This is a genomic window from Sabulicella flocculans, from assembly GCF_045449635.1.
Lineage (GTDB): Bacteria > Pseudomonadota > Alphaproteobacteria > Acetobacterales > Acetobacteraceae > Roseococcus.
On sequence record NZ_JBJJBR010000006.1, the window covers coordinates 41056 to 62125 of the forward strand.

Genomic DNA, 21070 nt, shown 5'->3' on the forward strand with positions numbered 1-21070 from the left:
AGGGGGGCGGGGACGTGGCCGCCCCCGCCCGCTGTCAGAACAAGGCGGGAGAGTAGGATTGGAGCGGCGCCACATCAAGGGTTTGCGCGCGCAGCGCCGCGATGGCCCCCACCGCCGCCCGCGCCCCGGCCATGGTGGTGTAGTGCGGCACCCCCTGCGTCAGGGCCGAGCGGCGGATGTCGAAGCTGTCCGACACGCTCTGCCCGCCACCGGAGGTGTTGATCACCAGCTGGATCTCGCCCGACTTGATGGCGTCCGCGCAGTGCGGGCGGCCTTCCAGCACCTTGTTCAGCACCGCCGCCTCCAGCCCCGCCGCCTTCAGCTTCGCCGCCGTGCCCCGCGTGGCGAGGATGCGGAAGCCCAGCTCGCTCAGCCGCCGGGCGATGCCCACCGCGGCGCCCTTGTCGCCCTCGCGCACCGAGATGAAGGCCGCGCCCTCCGTCGGCAGCTTCACCCCCGCGCCCATCTGGGACTTGAGGAAGGCGCGCTCGAAGGAGGTGTCGAGGCCCATCACCTCGCCGGTGCTCTTCATCTCCGGGCCCAGCAGCACGTCCACGCCGGGGAAGCGGTTGAAGGGGAACACCGCCTCCTTCACCGCGACGTGGCGGTTCACCGCGTCGTCGTCCAGGTTGAACTCGCTCAGCAGCGCGCCGGCCATCACGCGGGCGCCGATCTTGGCCACCGGCACGCCCGTCGCCTTCGCCACGAAGGGCACGGTGCGCGACGCGCGCGGGTTCACCTCGAGGACGAAGATCTCGCGGTCCTTCACGGCGAACTGCACGTTCATCAGCCCCTGCACCTTCAGCGCGCGGGCCATGGCGTCGGTCTGCAGCTTGATCTCCGTCACCACCGTCGGCGCCAGCGAGTAGGGCGGCAGGGAGCACGCGCTGTCGCCGGAATGGATGCCGGCTTCCTCGATGTGCTCCATCACGCCGGCGACGTAGACGTTGCCGGCGCGGTCGGCGATGCAGTCCACGTCCACCTCGATGGCGTCGCTGAGGTACTGGTCGATCAGGATGGGGTTGTCGCCGCTCACCTTCACCGCCTCGGCGCCGAAGCGGCGCAGCTGCTCGGCATCGCGCGCGATCTCCATGGCGCGGCCGCCCAGCACATAGGAGGGGCGGACGACGACCGGGTAGCCGATCTCCTCGGCCACCTTCAGCGCCTCCTCCAGGTCGCGCGCGATGCCGTTGCGCGGCTGCTTCAGGCCGATGCCGTGCAGCAGCTGCTGGAAGCGCTCGCGGTCCTCGGCGATGTCGATGGCCTCGGCGGAGGTGCCCAGGATGGGGATGCCCGCCTTGTCCAGCGCCTGGGAGAGCTTGAGCGGCGTCTGCCCGCCATACTGCACGATGCAGCCGATGACCTCGCCATTCTGCTGCTCCTTGCGGATCAGGGCGATGACGTCCTCGGGCGTCAGCGGCTCGAAGTACAGGCGGTCGGCGGTGTCGTAGTCGGTGCTGACGGTCTCGGGGTTGCAGTTGACCATGATGGTCTCGATGCCCGCCGGTCCCCCGTGCTTCTCGCTGAGCGCGTAGCAGGCGTGGACGCAGCAGTAGTCGAACTCGATGCCCTGGCCGATGCGGTTCGGCCCGCCGCCGAGGATGACCACCTTCTTCGCGGCGGTGGGGCGCGATTCACACTCGGGCGTGCCGAAGCCGCCCTCGTAGGTGGAGTACATGTAGGGGGTGTCGGAGGCGAACTCGGCGGCGCAGGTGTCGATGCGCTTGAACACCGGCTGCACGCCCAGCCGGTCGCGCGCGGCGAAGACCTCGCCCTCCGTCCGGCCGGTGAGGCGCGCCAGCTGGCGGTCGCTGAAGCCCAGCGCCTTGAGGTTGCGCAGGGCCGGGGCGGTGGTGGGCAGGCCCTTGGCCTTCACCTGCGCCTCGGCCTTCACGATGCGCTCCACCTCGCGGATGAACCAGGGGTCGAACTTGCAGGCGGCGTGGATGTCGTCCACCGACAGCCCGGCGCGCAGCGCCTGCGCCACCGTCAGCACGCGGTCGGGGCGCGGCGTGGCCAGCGACGCCATGAAGGCCTCGCGCGAGCCATCGCCCGGCGGCGCCTGCTCATCCAGCCCGGACAGGCCGGTTTCCAGCGAGCGCAGCCCCTTCTGCAAGGCTTCGGCGAAGGAGCGGCCGATGGCCATGCTCTCGCCCACCGACTTCATGGAGGTGGTGAGCGTCGCCGGGGTGCCGGGGAACTTCTCGAAGGTGAAGCGGGGAATCTTCACCACCACGTAGTCGATGGTCGGCTCGAAGGAGGCGGGCGTGACCTTGGTGATGTCGTTCCCCAGCTCGTCCAGCGTGTAGCCCACGGCCAGCTTCGCGGCGATCTTGGCGATGGGGAAGCCGGTGGCCTTGGACGCGAGCGCGCTGCTGCGGCTGACGCGCGGGTTCATCTCGATCACCACCATGCGCCCATCGGCGGGGTTGATGCCGAACTGCACGTTGGAGCCGCCGGTGTCCACGCCGATCTCGCGCAGGCAGGCGATGGAGGCGTCGCGCATGCGCTGGTATTCGCGGTCGGTCAGCGTCAGCGCCGGGGCCACCGTCACGCTGTCGCCGGTGTGCACGCCCATGGCGTCCAGGTTCTCGATGGAGCAGACGATGATGCAGTTGTCCGCGCGGTCGCGGACCACCTCCATCTCGAACTCCTTCCAGCCCAGCACGCTTTCCTCGATCAGCACCTCGGAGGTCATGGAGGCGTCGAGGCCGGCGGCGACGATCTGCTCGAACTCCTCCTTGTTGTAGGCGATGCCGCCGCCGGTGCCGCCCAGCGTGAAGGAGGGGCGGATGACGCAGGGCAGGCCGACCATGGCCAGCGCCTCGCGCGCCTCCTCCATGGTGTGCGCGATGCCCGAGCGCGGGCTCTCGATGCCGATCTTGGTCATCGCGTCGCGGAACTTCTGGCGGTCCTCCGCCTTGTCGATGACCTCGGCCTTGGCGCCGATCAGCTCGCAGCCGTGCCTGGCCAGCACGCCCATGGCGTCCAGCTTCAGCGCGGTGTTCAGCGCGGTCTGCCCGCCCATGGTGGGCAGCAGGGCGTCCGGCTTCTCCTTGGCGATGATCTTCTCCACCACCTCGGGCGTGATCGGCTCGATGTAGGTGGCGTCCGCCAGGCCCGGGTCGGTCATGATCGTCGCCGGGTTGGAGTTGACCAGGATGACGCGGTAGCCCTCGGCCCGCAGCGCCTTGCAGGCCTGGGCGCCGGAATAGTCGAACTCGCAGGCCTGGCCGATGACGATGGGGCCGGCGCCGATGATGAGGATGCTCTGGATGTCGGTGCGCTTGGGCATGGCGTGTCAGTCCCGGTTGGCGCGCTGGGCGCTGTAGAGGAGGAGGGGCAGCAGCAGCATGTGCGGCACGGCCCAGAAGATGAGCGCGGTCAGCCGGTTCTCCGCGTCCAGGAACAGCATGGTGGCGGAATGCACGGCGACCGAGATGAGGAAGGCCGACCAGGCGGCGCGGCGCGCGGTGTAGATCTTGCGCAGCGCGTGGGCCAGCCAGAACAGCACCAGCCCGTTATAGGCCAGCGCCAGCAGGGGCACGGCGAGGTTCAACGCCCGAACCTCCGCACCCGCAGCGCGACGACGCCCGCCGCCATGGCCTGCGCGGCGGCGACGAGGCCCACCACCCACCAGCGGTCCAGCGCCGTGGTGGCGTGGAGCAGCAGCCCGAGCAGCAGCATGGACAGGCCCATCGCCGCCTCGCGCGAGGGGAGCGCGCGTTGCAGCGCGATGGTGAGCAGCAGCGCGGCGAAGGCCAGCGGCGGCAGCAGCAGCAGCGGCGTCATGCGGCGCGCCCCTGCGTCGCCAGCCTGGCCGCCAGCAGCGCCAGCGCCGCGCCCAGCACCCAGCGTTGCAGGGCCAGGAAAGCCGGGCGGGTGGACAGGAAGCGCGCGGTGGCCGCCGCCCCCTTCACCAGCACGCCGTCGAACAGGGTGCAGACGGCGATCTGCACGCAGCCCAGCACCACCGCCTGGGAGAACACGTCGCCCCGCGCGGGGTCGAGGAAGGGCGGGAAGACCGCGACGTAGAACAGCGCCACCTTGGGGTTCAGCGCCGCCGTGGCGAAGCCCACGGAAAACAGCCGCGCATCGGATTCCGCCGGCATCGGCCGCGGCGCGAACAAGGGCTGCCCGCCGGGGCGCACGCATTGCCACGCCATCCACAGCAGGTAGAGCGCGCCGCCGATGCGCAGCGCATCCCAGGCGAAGGGCACGGCGAACAGCGCCGCCGTCAGCCCGCCCGCGGCGCAGAGCATGATGGCGAGCGACCCCGCCTGGCAGCCGGCGAGCGACACCATGCCCGCCCGCGTCCCCTGCGCCAGCGCGCGGGAGACGAGGTAGAGCATGTTCGGCCCCGGCGTGGCCGCGAGGCCGAGCGAGAGGGCGGCGAAGACCAGCAATGTCTCCGTGCTGGGCATGTCACCCCATCGCCGCGAAGCCGCCATCCACCGGGATGGCGGCGCCGGTCACGAAGGCGGCGGCGTCGCTGGCCAGGAAGGCGGCGATGCCGCCCAGGTCCTCCGGCTTGCCCCAGCGGCCGAGGGGGGTGCGGGCGATCTGGCGCTCGTACAGCCCGGGCTGGTGCTCGCGCGCGCGGTCGGTCAGCTCGGTCTCGATCCAGCCGGGCAGCACGGCGTTGGCGGTGATGCCATCCTGCGCCCAGGCGGTGGCCAGCACCTTGGTGTACTGCACCACCGCGCCCTTCGACGCCGCATAGGCCGGCGAGAAGGGCAGCCCGAACAGCGCCATGATGGACGCCACGTTGATGACGCGCCCGACGCCCTGCGCCTTCAGCAGCGGGTGCGCGGCGCGGGTCAGGCGCATCAGCGAATGCAGGTTGATGTCCAGCACGCGGTGCCAGTCCTCGTCCGACACCTCCTCCGGCCGCTTGCGGATGTTGGTGCCGGCGTTGTTGACCAGGATGTCCAGGCGGCCGAAGCGCGCCGTCACCTGGGCCAGCACCGCCTCGGCGGCGCCGGGGCCGGTCAGGTCGGCCTCTATCACCAGCGCCTCGGGCAGGGTGGCGGCGGCCTGGGCGTTCTTGGCGGCGCTGCGGCCCGTCACCGCCACGGCGGCGCCGTTGGCGGCCAGCGCCCGGGCCATGCCCAGCCCGATGCCGCCATTGCCCCCGGTGACCAGCGCCACGCGCCCCGACAGGTCCCACATCATCCCTTGGCGTCCTCCATCAGCTTCACGAAGCGATGGAAAAGGTAGTGGGAATCGGACGGCCCCGGCGAGGCCTCCGGGTGGTACTGCACGGAGAAGGCCGGGCGGTCGGTCGCGGCGATGCCCTCGTTGGTGCCGTCGAACAGCGAGCGGTGCGTGACCTTCACCGTCGGCGGCAGCGAGGCCTCGTCCACCGCGAAGCCGTGGTTCTGGCTGGTGATCTCCACCTTGCCGGTCTGCAGGTCCTGCACCGGCTGGTTGGCGCCGCGGTGCCCGCGCTCCAGCTTGTAGGTCTTGGCGCCCAGCGCCAGGGCCAGCAGCTGGTGGCCCAGGCAGATGCCGAACACCGGGACCTTCTGCTCCAGCACGCCCTGGATGGCGGGCACGGCATAGGCCCCCGTGGCCGCCGGGTCGCCGGGGCCGTTGCTCAGGAAGACGCCGTCGGGCTGGTGGCGCAGGATGTCCTCCGCCGTGGCGGTGGCGGGCAGCACCGTCACCTCGCAGCCGGCATCGGCCAGGCAGCGCAGGATGTTGCGCTTGGCGCCGTAGTCCACCGCGACGACCTTCCTGGTCGGCGCCTCCTGCCTGCCGAAGCCCGCGCCCCAGGCCCAGCGCGTCTCGTTCCAGGAATAGGCCTGCCGCGCGGTGACCTCCTTCGCCAGGTCCATGCCTTGCAGCCCGGGCCAGGCCTTGGCCTGGGCCAGCAGGGAAGGGATGTCGAAGCGGCCATCGGCGGGGAAGTGCAGCACGCCGTTGGGCGCGCCGCCGTCGCGGATGCGCGCGGTCAGCGCTCGGGTGTCCACCCCGCCGATGCCGGGGATGCCGTGGCTCAGCAGCCATTCGTGCAGGTGGCGGGTGGCGCGGTAGCTGGAGGGCTCGGTGACGTCCTGCTTCACCACCAGGCCGCGGGCGACCGGGGTGGTGGCCTCCATGTCCTCGGGGTTGGTGCCGACATTGCCGATGTGCGGGAAGGTGAAGCAGATGACCTGCCCGGCATAGGACGGGTCGGTCAGCGTCTCCTGGTAGCCGGTCAGGCCGGTGTTGAAGCAGATCTCCGCCACGGCGGTGCCATGGGCGCCGAAGCCCAGGCCCCAGAGCACCGTGCCGTCGTCCAGCACCAGGGCGGCGGTGGCGCCTTCGGGCGCGGCATCGGGCATGGCGGGTTCCTCGGGGTCTTGCTTGGAAGGGGCCAAGTCTGCCAGGGACAGGCCGGTGGCCGCCAGGATGGCGGGCCAGTGCTTGGCGGGGACGGCGCCGGATTGGCGCCACTTGCGGATGGCCTCGGTGCCCACGCCGCAGGCGGCGGCGGCGGCCTCGGCCCCGCCGAGGCGCTGGAGGATGTCGTCCACGGTGCGCATGGCACCCTGTATATGGGAAGCGATTTCCCAGGTCGAGTTGAATCAGGAAGGCTGGGAATTTTCTTCCCAGGAGACAGGCATGGAACTGCGCGAACGCTTCACGGCGGAACTCAAGGCGGCGATGCTGGGCAAGCAGGCGCCCAAGGTGGCGACCCTGCGCATGGTGCAGGCCAAGCTAAAGGACGCCGACATCGCCGCCCGCCCCGGCCCGCCGCTGGACGAAGCCGCCATCGTCGCCCTTCTGCGCGGCATGGCCAAGTCCCGCCGGGAGTCGGTGGAGCTGTACCGCCAGGGCAACCGCCCCGAACTGGCCGAGAAGGAGGAGGCGGAGATCGCCGTCATCGAATCCTTCCTGCCGCAGCAGATGGACGAGGCGGCGATGCAGGCCGCCGTGCAGGCGGCGGTGGCGGAAACGGGCGCGACCGGCGTGAAGGAGATGGGCAAGGTGATGGCCGCCCTGCGCGCCAGGCACGCGGCCAGCCTGGACATGGCCAAGGCCGGCCCGCTGGTGAAGGCGGCGCTGGGGGGCTGACGCCCCTCAGCCCAGGTCCTCGGCGAGGACGGAGATGGTGACGTGGTAGGCCACCTCGCCCTCCTCCTCGTCGCGGTCCACGGTGCCGATGGTCTCGCCGTCCACCAGCAGCTCCACCGGGCCGTTGCGCGTCTGCGCGGCGCGGATGTGGAGGCGCTGGCTGCCGAGCAGCTTGCGGAGGTGGGCCTGGACGGCGGCGATCTCGTTGGGCTTCATCGGGGCGCTTTAGCGCGGCGGCGTTCCATGCTCTACCCTCGCGCGCTTCCGCATGGCCCTTCCCCCTGCCTTCCTCGACGAATTGCGCCTGCGCACCCCCCTGCCGGGGCTGATCGGGCGGCGCACGCGGCTGGCCAAGGCCGGGCGGCAGTGGAAGGGCTGCTGCCCCTTCCACAACGAGAAGTCCCCCTCCTTCTATGTCTATGACGAGCATTTCCACTGCTTCGGCTGCGGCGCGCACGGGGATGCCTTCGCCTTCCTGATGCGCGCCGAGGGCGCCTCCTTCATGGAGGCGGTGGAGCGCCTGGCCGCCGAGGCCGGGCTGGAGGTGCCCAAGCCCACCCCGGAGGCCCGCGCGCGCGAGCAGCGCGCCAGGGACATCCACGGCGTGCTGGAGGCCGCGCAGGCCAGCTACGCCCGCCGCCTGCGCACCGCCGCCGGGGCGGAGGCGCTGGCCTACCTCAAGGGCCGCGGGCTGGGGGAGGAGACCATCGCCCGTTTCGGCCTGGGCTGGAGCGGCGAGGGCCGCGGCGCCCTGCTGGCCGAGCTGCGCGAGGAGGGCATCGAGCCCCGCCAGCTGGTCGAGGCCGGGCTGATGCAGGACCGCGAGGGCCGGCTGACCGACCTGTTCTTCAACCGCGTCATGTTCCCCATCCGCGACCGGCGAGGGCGGCTGGTGTCCTTCGGCGGGCGCATCCTGGGCGACGGGCAGCCCAAATACGTCAACGGGCCGGAGACCGCCGTGTTCTCCAAGCGGCGCAACCTCTACGCGCTGGATCTGGCGCGGGAGGCCTGCTTCCGCGGGGCGCCGCTGGTGGTGGCCGAGGGCTACATGGACGTCATCGCCCTGCACCAGGCCGGCTTCGGCGGGGCGGTGGCCCCCCTGGGCACCGCGCTGACCGCCGAGCAGATGGCCGAGCTGTGGCGCGTCTCGGCCGAGCCGGTGCTGTGCTTCGACGGCGACACGGCGGGCGCACGGGCGGCGGGCCGCGCGGCGGAGGTGGCGCTGCCGCTGCTGAGCCCGGAGAAGTCGCTGCGCTTCGCCACCCTGCCGGCGAAGGAGGACCCGGATTCGCTGATCCGCCGCGGCGGGCCGCGCGCCATGCAGGCCGTGCTGGACGCCGCCCGGCCGATGAGCGAGGCGCTGTTCGGCCTGCTGGCCGGCGGCACCCTGCCGGACAAGCCGGAGGGCCGGGCCCTGCTGCGCAACCGGCTGGTGGCGGCGGCCAACGCCATCCCCGACAAGGCGCTGGCCGCGGAGTACCGCCGCGCCCTGCTGGACCGCTTCTTCGCCGCCTCCAAGCGGCCGGACCGCAAGGCGGCGCCGCGCCACGCCCGCCCGGTGCCCGATGCCGGGGCGGCGCGGGACGCGCGCGCCGCCATCCTGCTGGGCATCTGCGCCGCCCACCCCCACCTGCTACCCGAGGTGGAGGAGCCGCTGGCCCTGCTGGACTACCCCGAAGGCCCCCTGCGCGCGGCCCGGGACGCGGTGCTGGCATGGCTGCCCACCGCGCCGCGCCTTGACTCGGCGGACCTCATCGCCCACCTCGCGGAATCCGGGATCATCACGGACTTCCTGCGTCGCCCCGACCTGCCGCCCGGCGCCCGCGCCGAGGCGACGCCGGCGGAGGCGCTGGAGGCGTTCTGGCAGATCTTCGGCTTCCTGCGCGGGGAGGCGGAACTGGTGGCGGACCTGCAATCGGCGGCGGCGGCGCTGACCGAGACGGCGGATGCCGGCGCGCAGACCCGGCTGATCCGCCTGGCGGCGGCGCTGGACGCGCTGCGCCGGGGCGAGGCGGACGGGGACGGCGAGGGGGGTTGAATCGCCACCCTATATATGGGGGGCCTTTTTCCCCCGCGGTTGGTTGAGACGGAGCAGGCAGCGCATGGCGACGAAGACGGCGAACGGCACCGACACGGCCGAGGCCCGCGAGGAGGCGGTGGAGGGCGTCCTGCTGGACGTGACCTCCGCGGCGGTGAAGAAGCTGATCGCCCGCGGCAAGGAGCGCGGCTACGTCACCTTCGACGAGGTGAACGCGGCCCTGCCCGAGGGCCAGACCACCACCGAGTTCATGGAGGACACGCTGGCCGCGCTGAGCGAGGCCGGCATCAACGTCGTCGAGGCCGAGGAGGACGCCGAGGCCGAGGGCAAGCCCGCGAAGGCCGAGGGCGAGGGCGAGGAGAAGGAGGGCGACGAGGAGTCCGGCGGCAACGTGGACGAGGAGAACCTCGGCCGCACCGACGACCCCGTGCGCATGTACCTGCGCGAGATGGGCAGCGTCGAGCTGCTCTCGCGCGAGGGCGAGATCGCCATCGCCAAGCGCATCGAGGCCGGGCGCGACATGATGATCGGCGGGCTGTGCGAGAGCCCGCTGACCTTCAAGGCCATCCTGGCCTGGCACGACGCGCTGAAGGCCGAGCCGCCGCGCATGCTGCTGCGCGACGTGATCGACCTGGAGGCCACCAACAACGCCGACAACCCCGACGGCGCCCCCGCCGAGCCGGAGGAGTTCGAGGAGGGCGATGAAGGCGAGGGCGTCGGCCTGTCGCTCTCCGCCCTGGAGGAGAAGCTGAAGCCCGAGGCGCTGGCCGCCTTCGACGCCATCCGCGAGGGCTACGGCAAGCTGCAGAAGCTGTCGGCCAAGCGCATGGACGCCTACACCTCGGGCGGGGAGCTGGCCGGGCGCTCGGAGAAGACCTACGAGAAGGCGCGCGGCGAGCTGGTGGCGCTGGTGCAGAAGGTGCACCTGCACAACAACCGCATCGAGGAGCTGGTCGAGCAGCTCAAGGGCCTCAACAAGCGGCTGACGTCGCTGGACGGGCAGGTGATGCGCCTGGCGATGGCGCACAAGGTCAAGCGCGAGGACTTCCTGCCGATGTGGATCGGCAGCGAGCTGGACCCGGGCTTCCTGGACCGCGCCGCCAAGATCAAGAGCAAGTACTGGCAGGCCTTCGCCGCGCGCTCGCGCGAGCCGCTGGAGGAGATCCGCGCCGAGATCGCGCAGGTGGCCACCGATTCCGGCCTGCCGGTGGGCGAGTTCCGCCGCGTCTACCGCACGGTGGCGGATGGCGAGCGCGACATGAACCGCGCCAAGCGGGAGATGATCGAGGCCAACCTGCGCCTCGTGATCTCCATCGCCAAGAAGTACACCAACCGCGGCCTGCAGTTCCTGGACCTGATCCAGGAGGGCAACATCGGGCTGATGAAGGCGGTGGACAAGTTCGAGTACCGCCGCGGCTACAAGTTCTCCACCTACGCGACGTGGTGGATCCGCCAGGCCATCACCCGCTCCATCGCCGACCAGGCGCGGACCATCCGCATCCCGGTCCACATGATCGAGACGATCAACAAGCTGGTCCGCACCTCGCGCCAGATGCTCCATGAGATCGGCCGCGAGCCGCAGCCGGAGGAGCTGGCCGAGAAGCTGGGCATGCCGCTGGAGAAGGTGCGCAAGGTCCTCAAGATCGCCAAGGAGCCGATCTCCCTGGAGACGCCGATCGGCGACGAGGAGGACAGCCACCTGGGCGACTTCATCGAGGACAAGAACGCCGTCATCCCGCTGGACGCCGCCATCCAGGCCAACCTGCGCGAGGCCACCACGCGGGTGCTGGGCAGCCTGACGCCGCGCGAGGAGCGCGTGCTGCGCATGCGCTTCGGCATCGGCATGAACACCGACCACACGCTGGAGGAGGTCGGCCAGCAGTTCAACGTGACGCGCGAGCGCATCCGCCAGATCGAGGCGAAGGCGCTGCGCAAGCTCAAGCACCCCTCGCGCTCGCGCAAGCTGCGGTCCTTCCTGGAGCATTGAGGATGTTCGCGGTGGAGCCGGTGACGCGCATCGCGGTGGAGGTCACCTTCCTGCGGATGGATCGCCGGCCCGCCGCGCCGCCGCCGCCGCTGCCGCCGGGCGTGACGGTGGAGCGGCTGCGGCCGCGGGCCAGCGTGGCGCAGTACCGCCGCCTTTATGACGGGGTGGGGCAGGACTACGTCTGGTGGCTGCGCCGCACCCTGAGCGACGCCCAGCTGGACGAGGTGCTGGCCGACCCGCGCATCAGCGTCCACGTCGCCCGCGACGCGGCCGGGCAGGCTCTGGGCTTCTACGAGCTGGACCGGCGCAACCGCGGTGCCACCAACCTGGCCTATTTCGGGTTGCTGCCCGGCGCCATCGGCCAGGGGCTGGGCATGGCGCTGCTGCACCACGCCATCGCCGCCGCCTGGGCGGAGGGCTGCGCGGCGCTGACGGTGAACACCTGCACCGCCGACCACCCGCGCGCCCTGCCCAACTACGAGCGCGCCGGCTTCCGCCGCCTGCGCACGGTGCGCGAGGAATGGCCGGTGCCCGACCGGCTGGGCCTGCCCATCCCCGACCGGCTGCGCCTGTAGGGCGCAACCGGCCCGGCGCCCCTCAGCGCTGGAGCGCCTGCACGATCTCCTGCGTCACCTTCTTGGCGTCGCCGAACAGCATCATGGTGTTGGGACGGAAGAACAGCTCGTTCTCCACGCCGGCATAGCCCGAGGCCATGCCGCGCTTGACGAAGAACACCGTCTTGGCGCGCTCCACATCCAGGATCGGCATGCCGTAGATGGCGCTGGACTTGTCGGTCTTGGCCGCCGGGTTGGTCACGTCGTTGGCCCCGATCACGTAGGCCACGTCGGCCTCGGCGAATTCGGGGTTGATCTCCTCCAGCTCGTGCACCTCGTCATAGGGCACGTTGGCCTCGGCCAGCAGCACGTTCATGTGGCCGGGCATGCGCCCCGCCACGGGGTGGATGGCGTAGGAGACCTCGGCGCCCTCCTTCTTCAGCAGGTCGGCCATCTCGCGCACCACCTGCTGCGCCTGGGCCACCGCCATGCCGTAGCCGGGCACGACGATGATCTTGGAAGCGTTCTTCATGATGAAGGCCGCGTCCTCCGGCGAACCGGCCTTCACCGGGGCACGGTCCGCCCCGCCGCCCGCCGCGGCGGCGACGCCGGTGTCGGAGCCGAAGCCGCCCAGCAGCACGTTGATGATCGAGCGGTTCATCCCCTTGCACATGATGTAGGAGAGGATGGCGCCCGAGGCGCCGACCAGCGCGCCGGTGACGATCAGCAGCAGGTTGCCGATGGTGAAGCCGATGCCCGCCGCCGCCCAGCCCGAGTAGCTGTTCAGCATGGACACCACCACCGGCATGTCCGCCCCGCCGATGGGGATGATGAGCAGGAAGCCCAGCGCGAAGGCCAGCAGCGCGATCACCCAGAACAGCAGCGGCGAGCCGGTGGAGACGAAGACCAGCACCAGCAGCAGCAGCAGCGCGCCCAGCGCCGCGTTGAGCATGTGCTGGCCCTTGAAGATGATGGGCGCGCCCGACATCCGCCCGTCCAGCTTGGCGAAGGCGATGACGGAGCCGGAGAAGGTGATGGCGCCGATGGCCAAGCCCAGCGACATCTCGACCAGCGAGGCCGCCTTGATGTTGCCGCGCACGCCGATGCCGAAGCTTTCGGGGCTGTAGAAGGCCGCCGCCGCCACGAACACCGCGGCCATGCCGACGAGGCTGTGGAAGGCCGCCACCAGCTGCGGCAGCGACGTCATCTGCACCTTGTTGGCCAGGTACGCGCCGATGGCGCCGCCGATGGCCAGCCCGGCGACGATGAGGGCGATGCCCCCCATGTCCATGCCCGGCTTGAACAGGGTGGCGAGGATGGCGATGCCCATGCCCACCATGCCGTACAGGTTGCCCTGGCGCGAGGTGGTGGGGTGCGACAGCCCGCGCAGCGCCAGGATGAACAGGACGGAGGCGACGAGGTAGGCCAGGGTGGTCAGGGTCTGCATGGCGCTCAGCCCTTCTTCTTGGACTGGAACATCGCCAGCATCCGCCGCGTGACCAGGAAGCCGCCGAAGATGTTCACCGAGGCGAGGATGATGGCGACGAAGCCGAAGAAGCGCGCCAGCCCGCTCTCCGCCGTGCCGGTGGCCAGGATGGCGCCCACCACGATGACGGAGGAGATGGCGTTGGTGACGCCCATCAGCGGCGAATGCAGCGCCGGCGTGACCTGCCACACCACGTAGTAGCCGACGAAGCAGGCCAGCAGGAACACGGTCAGCAGCAGCAGGAAGGGCTCGGCGGCGGCGGCGACGGGGGCCACCGTGTCCGCCATGCTGCGGGCCTGGAGCGCCAGGGCGGCGGCGCGGTCGGCCAGCGCCTGCGCCTCCACCGCGATCACGTTCGGGTTCATCTCGGTGCCCCTCAGACGAAGTTCTTGTGGACCACGGCGCCGCCGCGGGTGAGCATGACGCCCTGCACGATCTCGTCCTCCGCCGGCAGCTTCGGCGCCTGGGCGTCCTTGTCCCAGAAGGTGGAGAGCAGGGTCAGCAGGTTGCGGGCATAGAGCGCCGAGGCGGCGGCGGGGATGCGGCCGGGCCAGTTGGTCCAGCCCAGCACCTTCACGCCGTTCGCCGTGACGTGCAGCTCGCCCGGGCGGGTTTCCTCGCAATTGCCGCCGGCATCGGCGGCGATGTCCACGATCACGCTGCCGGGCTTCATGGAGGCGACCATCGCCTTGGTCACCAGCGTGGGCGCCTTGCGGCCCTGCACCAGCGCGGTGCACACCACCACGTCCTGCTTGGCGATGTGCGCGGCGATCACCTCCGCCTGCTTGGCGTAGAACTCGGCGGAGAGCTGCTTGGCGTAGCCGCCGCTGGTCTGCGCCGCCTTGCTTTCCTCATCCTCGTAGCCGACGAAGGCGGCGCCGAGCGACTTGATCTCCTCCTTCGCCGCCGGCCGCACGTCGGTGGCGGAAACCCGCCCGCCCAGCCGGCGCCCGGTGGCGATGGCCTGCAGGCCCGCCACGCCCGCGCCCATCACGAAGACGTTGGCGGCCGGCACGGTGCCGGCGGCGGTCATCAGCATGGGGAAGCCGCGGTCGAAGGCGGCCGCGCCCTCGATGACGGCGCGGTAGCCGGCGAGGTTGGCCTGGGAGGACAGCACGTCCATGCTCTGCGCGCGGGTGATGCGCGGCAGCAGCTCCATGGCGGCGGCATCGATGCCCAGGTTCGCCAGGGTCTGCACGGCATGGGCGTCGGCGCCCATGGTCGCCAGCAGCAGCGCCCCGCGCGGGATGAGGGACAGCTCGTCCACCGCGCCCTCGCCGGTGCCCAGCGGCGCGCGGACCTTGAAGACGATGCCCGCGCCGTTGAGTGCGCCGGCGGCGTCCGCCGTCACCTCGGCCCCGGCGGCGGCGTAGTCGGCATCCGGGAAGCCGGAGGCGAGGCCGGCCCCGGCCTCGACCGCCACGTCCAGGCCCAGGGATTTCAGCTTCTTCACCGTCTCCGGCGTGGCGGCCACGCGCGATTCCCCGGCGCGGCGTTCCTTCAGGACGGCAAGACGCATGAGGGCACCCTCTTCTCAACCCCGCCTGCATAGGCACGGGGCAGAGGAAGGCGCAATGGGGGGATTGGGCCTCAGCCCGGCGGGACCCCCGCCGCGGCCAGGGCGGCTGCCTGCCGTTCGGCCAGCTTGCCTTCCTCGAAGCCCTCCGTCAGCTCCATGAACAGGCGGTGCCAGTTCAGCTCGGCCTTCAGGCGGAAGAAGACGGAGCCCAGGCCGATGGCGGCGCGGTCCATCAGGGGGAACTCCCGCGGCACCCGCACCCCGCCGGTGCGCTTGAGGCCCTTGTGCACCTCCTCCGCCACCTTGCGGCCGAAGGTGGGGTCGTCCGTCTCCTGGATGCGGCGCACGCGGTCCTGCAGCAGCGGCTCGTAGAGGAACTCCGCCCACTTGTAGAGCACGCGCATGGTCTCGCGCGGCAGGTTGCGGAAGCCCCAGGTCTCGAAGGCGTGGGCGGCCTTCTCCTCGTCGCCGTCGCGCACCGCCTCGTAGAGCGAGATGACGCCGCCGACGAAGGAGGGCGGGAAGACGCGGATGGTGCCGAAGTCCAGCAGGTTGATGCCGCGGTCGGGCACGCGCACCTGGTAGTTGCCCAGGTGCGGGTCGCCGTGGATGACGCCGTAGCGGTAGAGCGGCTTGTACCAGGCGGCGAACAGCGCGCGGGCGTAGGCGTTGCGCTCCTCCAGGTCGGGCTCCTCCTCGATGCGGCGGAGGATGGAGCTGCCGTCGAGCCAGGTCATGGTCAGCAGGCGCTTGGTGGTCAGCGACTGCACCGGCTGCGGCACCCGGATGGCGGGCTCGTCGGCCAGCATCAGGCCGTAGAGGCGCTGCTGCGCCGCCTCGCGCTCGTAGTCCAGCTCCTCGCGCAGGCGGGTCTTCAGCTCCTCGTAGGCTTCCTCGTTGTCCAGCGAGGAGTCCATGCGGCGGTAGAGCTGCATCGCCAGCTTGAGCTGGCGCAGGTCGGCCTCCACCACCGAGGGCATGTCGGGGTATTGCAGCTTGCAGGCGACCTCGGTGCCGTCGGGCAGGCGGGCGCGGTGCACCTGGCCCAGCGAGGCGGCGGCCGCGGCCTCCTGCCCGAAGGAGGCGAAGCGGCCCTGCCAGTCCGGGCCCAGCTCGGTGGACATGCGGCGCTTCACGAAGGCCCAGCCCATGGCGGGCGCGTTGGCCTGCAGCGTCGCAAGCTCGCGCGCGTATTCCTCGGGCAGGGCGTCGGGCACGGTGGACAGGAACTGCGCCACCTTCATCATCGGGCCCTTCAGCCCGCCCAGGATCTTCTTCAGGTCCTCGGCATGGGCGCCCTTGTCGGTCTTGATGCCCAGGAAGCGCTCGCCCGCCACGCGGGCGGCGATGCCGGTGACGGCGCCGGAGGTGCGGACCATGCGCCGCACCTCGCCGAACAGCGAGTTGTCGCGCTCGCTCATGCCGCCGCCTCCAGCTCGTCGATGAAGCCCGCGATGACGTCCAGCCCGCGCTTCCAGAAGTCGGGCTTGGAGGCGTCCAGGCCGAAGGGCGCCAGCAGCTCGCCGTGGCGCAGGGTGCCGCCGGCGCGCAGCATCTCGATGTACTTGCGCTCGAAGTCGGGCACCGAGCCCTCGCGGAACACGCCGTACAGGGCGTTCACCAGGCAGTCCCCGAAGGCGTAGGCGTAGACGTAGAAGGGCGTGTGGACGAAGTGCGGGATGTAGGACCAGTACACCGCGTAGTCCGGCGTGAACTCGAAGGCCGGGCCCAGGCTCTCGCGCTGCACCTCCATCCAGATCTCGCCGATGCGCTCCGCGCTCAGCTCGCCCTGGCGGCGCTCCTCGTGCAGCAGCGTCTCGAAGCGGTAGAAGGCGACCTGGCGCACCACGGTGTTCAGCATGTCCTCCACCTTGGAGGCCAGCAGCAGGCGGCGCCGCGCCGGGTCGGCTTCCGCGTCCAGCATGGCGCGGAAGGTCAGCATCTCGCCGAACACGCTCGCGGTCTCGGCCAGGGTCAGCGGGGTGGAGGAGCGCAGGTAGCCCTGGTCCGCCGCCAGGCGCTGGTGCACGCCGTGGCCCAGCTCATGCGCCAGGGTCATCACGTCGCGCGCCTTGCCGTGGTAGTTCAGCAGCAGGTAGGGGTGCGCGCTGGGCACGGTGGGGTGGGCGAAGGCGCCCGAGGCCTTGCCCGGGCGCAGCGCGGCGTCGATCCAGGGCCGGTCGAAGAAGGGCGCGGCCACGCGCTCCAGCTCCGGCGAGAAGGCGCGGTAGGCCTCGCGCACCTGGCGCACCGCCTCCGGCCAGGGGATGGTGGCGTCGGCGTCGCGCGGCAGCGGCGCGTTGCGGTCCCAGTGCTGGAGCCTGGGCAGGCCCAGCCACCGCGCCTTCATGGCGTAGTAGCGGTGGGACAGGCGGCCGTAGCTCTCGCGCACCGCCGTCACCAGCGCGTCCACCACCTCGTCCTCGACCATGTTGGCGCGGTTGCGGGAGGAGCCGGGGCGGGGGTGGCGGCGCCACTTGTCCATCACCTCCTTGTCCTTGGCCAGCGTGTTGGTGATCAGCGCGAACAGGCGCACGCGCTCGCCGAAGGCGGCGGAGACGCCGCGCGCCGCGGCCTCGCGCACCGCGCGGTCGGCGTCGCTGAGCTTGTTGAGCGCGGCGGAGACGGACAGCTCCTCCTCGCCCACCTTCACCTGCATGTTCGCCATCGTCTCGTCGAACAGGCGGTTCCAGGCGGCGCGGCCGGTCACCTCCTTCTCGTGCAGCAGCTTCTCCATCTCGTCGGGCAGCTGGTGCGGCAGCCACACGCGCAGGTCGCGCAGCCAGGGACGCCAGGCGGCCAGCGCGGGCGAGGCGGCCAGCTTGGCCTCCAGCACCGCCTCCGGCACCCGGTTCAGCTCCAGCGTGAAGAACACGAGGTGGGAGGAGATGGCGGTGACGCGCTCGCTCATCGTCTGCTGGAAGCGGCCGTGCTCCGGCGCCTGCGCATCGGAAGCGAACAGCAGCTGGGCGAAGCTCATCACCCGGCCCAGCACCTCCTCGATGCGCTCGTAGTCCAGCAGCGCCTGGGCCATGGCGTCGCCCGAGAGGCCCTCCAGCCGGCCGGCCAGGCGCTCGGCGAAGGCGCGCGCCTCCGCCTCGGCGCGGTCCAGGTCGGCGGCGATGCGCGGGTCCTCCGTGCCGGCGTAGAGGTCCGCCAGGTCCCACGCGGGCAGGGCGGCGCCGGCGCCGCCGGCGGCGTCCAGGGGGGCGAAGACGGGGGCGGGGCGGCTTTGGCGGTCGGGCATGGCTTCCATATAAGCGGGCGCACGGCGCGGCCAAGCGCCAGGAAGCGGGGGAACCGGATGGGACGCGAGATCGAGGACGCCACCAGCCTGCCGGGGCTGCTGATGGCCCTGGCGCGGAAGGCGCCGGACCGGCCGATGCTGCGCTTCCACCGCGGCGGCGCGTGGCGCTCCATGCCGCGCGGCGCCTTCGTGCAGGCGGTGGCCGACTGCGCCGCCGGGCTGCGCGCGCAGGGCGTGATGCCCGGCGACCGCGTGGTGCTGGTGGCGGAGAACCGGCCCGAGTTCCTCATCGCCGACAACGCCATCATGAGCATCGGCGCCATCACCGTGCCGACCTACGTCACCAACACGGTGAACGACCACGCCCACATCCTGATGGACAGCGGCGCGCGGGCGGCCATCGTCTCCACCCCCGCGCTGGCGGCGCGGCTGCGCCAGGCCGTGCCGGAACTGGAGCTGGTGGTCTGCATGGACGACCCGCCCGAGGGCACCCTGCCCTGGGCCACGCTGACCGCCACCCCGGCCGACGCGGCGATGCTGATGGCCGAGGTGGAGCAGATCCCCGACGGGCGGCTGGCCTGCCTGGTCTACACCTCCGGCACCGGGGGGCTGCCGCGCGGGGTGATGCTGCCGCACCGCGCCCTGCTGGCCAATTGCCGCGGGCTGGGCGTGCTGCTGGCGCAGCTGTTCGCGGGCGTCGAGCAGCCGGTCTACCTCTCCTTCCTGCCGATGTCGCATTCCTACGAGCACACGGTGGGCGGCTTCGCCATGCCGGCGGCGGGGGCGGAAGTCGTCTTCTCCCGCGGGGCGGACAAGCTCTCGGCCGAGTTCACCGAGATCCGCCCCCACATCATGACCACCGTGCCGCGCCTGTATGAAGTGCTGCGCGAGCGCATCGCCCAGGGGGTGGAGAAGGCCGGCGGCCTCAAGGCCCGGCTGTTCCACCGCGCCCTGGCGCTGGGGATGCGCCGGCTGGACGGCCCGCCGCTGGGCCTGCTGGAACGGCTGGAGGACCGCGTGCTGGACCGGCTGGTGCGCCGCAAGGTGGCGGAGCGCTTCGGCGGCCGGGTGCTCGCCATGGTCTGCGGCGGCGCGCGGCTGGACCCGGCGCTGTCGGGCTTCTTCCTGGCGCTGGGCGTGCCGGTGGTGCAGGGCTACGGCCAGACGGAGGCCGGGCCGGTGATCAGCGTCAACCGCCCCTGGGACAATGACCGCCGCTCCGTCGGCCGCCCGCTGGACGGGGTGGAGGTGATGGTGGCCGAGGACGGGGAGCTGCTGGTGCGCGGCGAGCTGGTGATGCTGGGCTACTGGAACGCCGAGACGGCGACGCTGGGCGCCATGCGCGACGGCTGGCTGCACACCGGCGACGTGGCCGAGATCCGCGACGGGCGCATCCACATCACCGACCGCAAGCGCGACTTCATCAAGCTCAAGGGCGGGGACATGGTGGCGCCGGCCAAGCTGGAGGCGCTGCTGGCCGGCGAGCCGGAGGTGGCCCAGGCGGTGGTGGGCGGCGAGGGGCAGTCGGGCGTGGTGGCCCTCGTCGTCCCCGCCGAGGGGCGCCCAGGGGGGAATGACGTGGCGGCGGCGGTGAAGCGGGTGAACGCCCAGCTCTCGCCGGTGGAGCGCATCCGCCGCACGGTGGTGCTGGAGGAGCCCTTCACGGTGGAGAACGGGCTGATGACGCCCACCATGAAGGTGAAGCGCCGGCAGGTGCTGGAGGCGCACCGGCGCCTCCTCGCCGAGCCGGGCTGAAGGCGCGGCGTCCAGCCGCCGGTGCCGGATGTTCCGCCCTCAGGCGACGGGCGCAGCTTCCGGCGGCTGGGCTGGCGCCGCGCCACCCATGCGCGTGCCGGAAGCGCGGTCTGGCGGCGGGGCGCGCCTCGCGCGCCCGGGCCTGCGAGGGCCGGACGCCCGGCACGCGAAAGGGGCGCGGCATCGCTGCCGCGCCCCCTTCCATTCCGTTCCGCGCGATCAGCGCAGGACGATCTCCACGCGGCGGTTCTGCGGCTCGCGCACGCCCTGGGCGGTCGGCACCAGCGGGCGCTCGAAGCCGAAGCCCTGCACGCTGATCTCGCTGCGGCTGATGCCGTTGCGGACCAGCTCGCCCGCCACCGCCTCGCCGCGGCGCACGGACAGGCGCTGGTTGTACTGCGCGGTGCCGGTGCGGTCGGCGTGGCCGCTCACCTCGATGCGCGTGGTCTGCACCCGGCGCGCGTTCTGCGCCGCGTCGGCGATGATCTGCCGGGCGCGGTCGGTCAGGTCGGCGCGGTCCCAGTCGAAGAAGACCAGGTAGGTGCGGGCCGGGGCCGGGGCGGCCGGGGCCGGGGCCACGGCGGCGACGGGCGCCGGGCGCGGCTGGTTGAAGGCGTAGCGCAGGCCCAGCAGCACCGAGTGGTTGGCGCTGGTGGCCTTGATCGTGCCGCCGGCCAGCCCGGCGCCGGAGGGCAGCGCCACCGCACGGGTGTTGAAGTCCTCGTGCATGGTGCCGAGGTAGCGGTACTCCGCCGTCAGGGCGAGGCCGGGCACCGAGGTGAAGGGAACCGCGAAGCCGCCGATGGCCTGCCAGGCGAAGGCGCCCTCGACCGCGCGGGAGCGCAGGGCCGCCGTGCCGGGCACGTTCACCGCCTGCACGCCGTCCCATTCGCGCCACATGTAGCCGGCGCCGCCGCCGATGTAGGGCGTGAACCAGGGCACGCCCGGGATGGCGAAGTCGTACAGGATGTTGCCCATCACGCCGTAGGTGCGCTGGGTGCCGTCGGCGCGGTTGCGCAGCGGCAGCCCGGTGAAGCCGCGCACCTTCTCCACCTCGTTCTCGCGGTAGGAGCCCTCGACCTCGAAGCGCAGGCCGTTGCCCAGCCCGTAGCCGACGGAGCCGACGCCGACGAAGCCCGGGGTGAAGATGGCGGTGCCGCGGCCGCCCACGCCCAGCGGGGCCAGCCCGCCGGCCAGCGTGTTGTTGGGCGAGAGGCGGGTGTTCTCGTGCAGGTTCACGCCGGCGCCGGCGCCGATGTAGAAGCCGGTGACGGTGTTGTGCGGCGCGACGCGCCAGCGGTCCATGCTGAAGTAGCTGGACTGGGCCGAGGCCGCGGCCGGGAGGCCGAGGACGGCGGCACCGGCGAGCAGGGCGTGCTTGAGGCGAGGCATGTCAGGTTCCCCCGGGGAAGTTGCCAATGG

Annotated in this window: 18 protein-coding genes; 5 read left to right on the forward strand and 13 right to left on the reverse strand. The window is 71.9% G+C overall.

Translation table 11 applies throughout. The features are described from left to right. Nucleotides 1-34: 34 nt before the first annotated feature. From carB to carA, 6 genes are read right to left on the reverse strand one after another with little or no spacing between them, the layout of a single operon-like run. A complete protein-coding gene (carB, locus tag ACI6QG_RS08550; RefSeq protein ID WP_407024170.1) occupies nt 35-3295 on the reverse strand; it encodes a carbamoyl-phosphate synthase large subunit in 3261 nt (1086 codons plus the stop codon). Nucleotides 3296-3301: 6 nt separating this feature from the next. Next, nucleotides 3302-3559, reverse strand: a complete 258-nt coding sequence (locus ACI6QG_RS08555) for a hypothetical protein (RefSeq protein ID WP_407024171.1) — start codon at nt 3557-3559, stop codon at nt 3302-3304. Then, nucleotides 3556-3792 carry a hypothetical protein gene (locus tag ACI6QG_RS08560; protein WP_407024172.1) on the reverse strand — a complete coding sequence of 79 codons (237 nt, stop codon included), beginning with the start codon at nt 3790-3792 and terminating at the stop codon, nt 3556-3558. The genes ACI6QG_RS08555 and ACI6QG_RS08560 overlap by 4 nt, the downstream gene beginning before the upstream one ends. Beyond that, nucleotides 3789-4424, reverse strand: a complete 636-nt coding sequence (locus ACI6QG_RS08565) for a LysE family translocator (RefSeq protein WP_407024173.1) — start codon at nt 4422-4424, stop codon at nt 3789-3791. The genes ACI6QG_RS08560 and ACI6QG_RS08565 overlap by 4 nt, the downstream gene beginning before the upstream one ends. A 1-nt stretch (nt 4425) precedes the next feature. Further along, nucleotides 4426-5175, reverse strand: a complete 750-nt coding sequence (locus ACI6QG_RS08570) for an SDR family NAD(P)-dependent oxidoreductase (protein WP_407024174.1) — start codon at nt 5173-5175, stop codon at nt 4426-4428. After that, nucleotides 5172-6530, reverse strand: coding sequence for a glutamine-hydrolyzing carbamoyl-phosphate synthase small subunit (gene carA, locus ACI6QG_RS08575; protein WP_407024175.1), 1359 nt, complete (start codon nt 6528-6530; stop codon nt 5172-5174). Before carA ends, ACI6QG_RS08570 begins: the two co-directional genes overlap by 4 nt. Before the next feature lie 79 nt (nt 6531-6609). On the opposite strand from carA, the gene ACI6QG_RS08580 reads away from it, so the two are divergent. Further along, nucleotides 6610-7062 (forward strand): GatB/YqeY domain-containing protein, encoded by a 453-nt coding sequence (locus tag ACI6QG_RS08580; RefSeq protein WP_407024176.1) that lies wholly within the window; start codon nt 6610-6612, stop codon nt 7060-7062. A gap of 6 nt (nt 7063-7068) precedes the next feature. On the opposite strand, the gene ACI6QG_RS08585 is transcribed toward ACI6QG_RS08580, so the two are convergent. Continuing rightward, the gene (locus tag ACI6QG_RS08585; RefSeq protein ID WP_407024177.1) at nt 7069-7278 is read right to left on the reverse strand and encodes a DUF3126 family protein; all 210 of its coding nucleotides are present in this window, start codon (nt 7276-7278) and stop codon (nt 7069-7071) included. Nucleotides 7279-7330: 52 nt separating this feature from the next. Here ACI6QG_RS08585 and dnaG point away from each other — a divergent pair, with 52 nt between their 5' ends. The 3 genes from dnaG to ACI6QG_RS08600 all read left to right on the forward strand — a co-directional run bounded on the left by dnaG (nt 7331) and on the right by ACI6QG_RS08600 (nt 11662). Then, nucleotides 7331-9100 (forward strand): DNA primase, encoded by a 1770-nt coding sequence (dnaG, locus tag ACI6QG_RS08590; protein WP_407024178.1) that lies wholly within the window; start codon nt 7331-7333, stop codon nt 9098-9100. A gap of 64 nt (nt 9101-9164) precedes the next feature. Next, the gene (gene rpoD / locus ACI6QG_RS08595; RefSeq protein ID WP_407024179.1) at nt 9165-11087 is read left to right on the forward strand and encodes an RNA polymerase sigma factor RpoD; all 1923 of its coding nucleotides are present in this window, start codon (nt 9165-9167) and stop codon (nt 11085-11087) included. A gap of 2 nt (nt 11088-11089) precedes the next feature. Then, entirely contained in the window at nt 11090-11662 is a 573-nt protein-coding gene (locus ACI6QG_RS08600) for a GNAT family N-acetyltransferase (protein WP_407024180.1), read from the forward strand. 22 nt (nt 11663-11684) lie between these two features. On the opposite strand, the gene ACI6QG_RS08605 is transcribed toward ACI6QG_RS08600, so the two are convergent. The 5 genes from ACI6QG_RS08605 to ACI6QG_RS08625 all read right to left on the reverse strand — a co-directional run bounded on the left by ACI6QG_RS08605 (nt 11685) and on the right by ACI6QG_RS08625 (nt 17893). Beyond that, nucleotides 11685-13088: an NAD(P)(+) transhydrogenase (Re/Si-specific) subunit beta gene (locus ACI6QG_RS08605; protein ID WP_407024181.1), complete on the reverse strand. Its 1404-nt coding sequence runs from the start codon at nt 13086-13088 to the stop codon at nt 11685-11687. 5 nt (nt 13089-13093) lie between these two features. Continuing rightward, nucleotides 13094-13492: a proton-translocating transhydrogenase family protein gene (locus ACI6QG_RS08610; RefSeq protein WP_407024182.1), complete on the reverse strand. Its 399-nt coding sequence runs from the start codon at nt 13490-13492 to the stop codon at nt 13094-13096. Between the two features lie 11 nt (nt 13493-13503). Continuing rightward, nucleotides 13504-14646 carry a Re/Si-specific NAD(P)(+) transhydrogenase subunit alpha gene (locus ACI6QG_RS08615; protein WP_407024183.1) on the reverse strand — a complete coding sequence of 381 codons (1143 nt, stop codon included), beginning with the start codon at nt 14644-14646 and terminating at the stop codon, nt 13504-13506. A 71-nt stretch (nt 14647-14717) separates the two neighbouring features. Further along, nucleotides 14718-16067 (reverse strand): ABC1 kinase family protein, encoded by a 1350-nt coding sequence (locus ACI6QG_RS08620; protein WP_407024184.1) that lies wholly within the window; start codon nt 16065-16067, stop codon nt 14718-14720. Continuing rightward, on the reverse strand, nt 16064-17893 hold the full coding sequence (locus ACI6QG_RS08625) for a M3 family oligoendopeptidase (RefSeq protein ID WP_407024185.1): 1830 nt from the start codon (nt 17891-17893) through the stop codon (nt 16064-16066). The genes ACI6QG_RS08620 and ACI6QG_RS08625 overlap by 4 nt, the downstream gene beginning before the upstream one ends. A gap of 57 nt (nt 17894-17950) precedes the next feature. On the opposite strand from ACI6QG_RS08625, the gene ACI6QG_RS08630 reads away from it, so the two are divergent. Continuing rightward, complete coding sequence (locus ACI6QG_RS08630; RefSeq protein ID WP_407024186.1) at nt 17951-19648, forward strand: AMP-dependent synthetase/ligase; 1698 nt, start codon at nt 17951-17953, stop codon at nt 19646-19648. 219 nt (nt 19649-19867) lie between these two features. Here the strand turns inward: ACI6QG_RS08630 and ACI6QG_RS08635 are convergent, their stop codons facing one another. Beyond that, the gene (locus tag ACI6QG_RS08635) at nt 19868-21040 is read right to left on the reverse strand and encodes an OmpA family protein (protein WP_407024187.1); all 1173 of its coding nucleotides are present in this window, start codon (nt 21038-21040) and stop codon (nt 19868-19870) included. Nucleotides 21041-21070 lie beyond the last annotated feature (30 nt).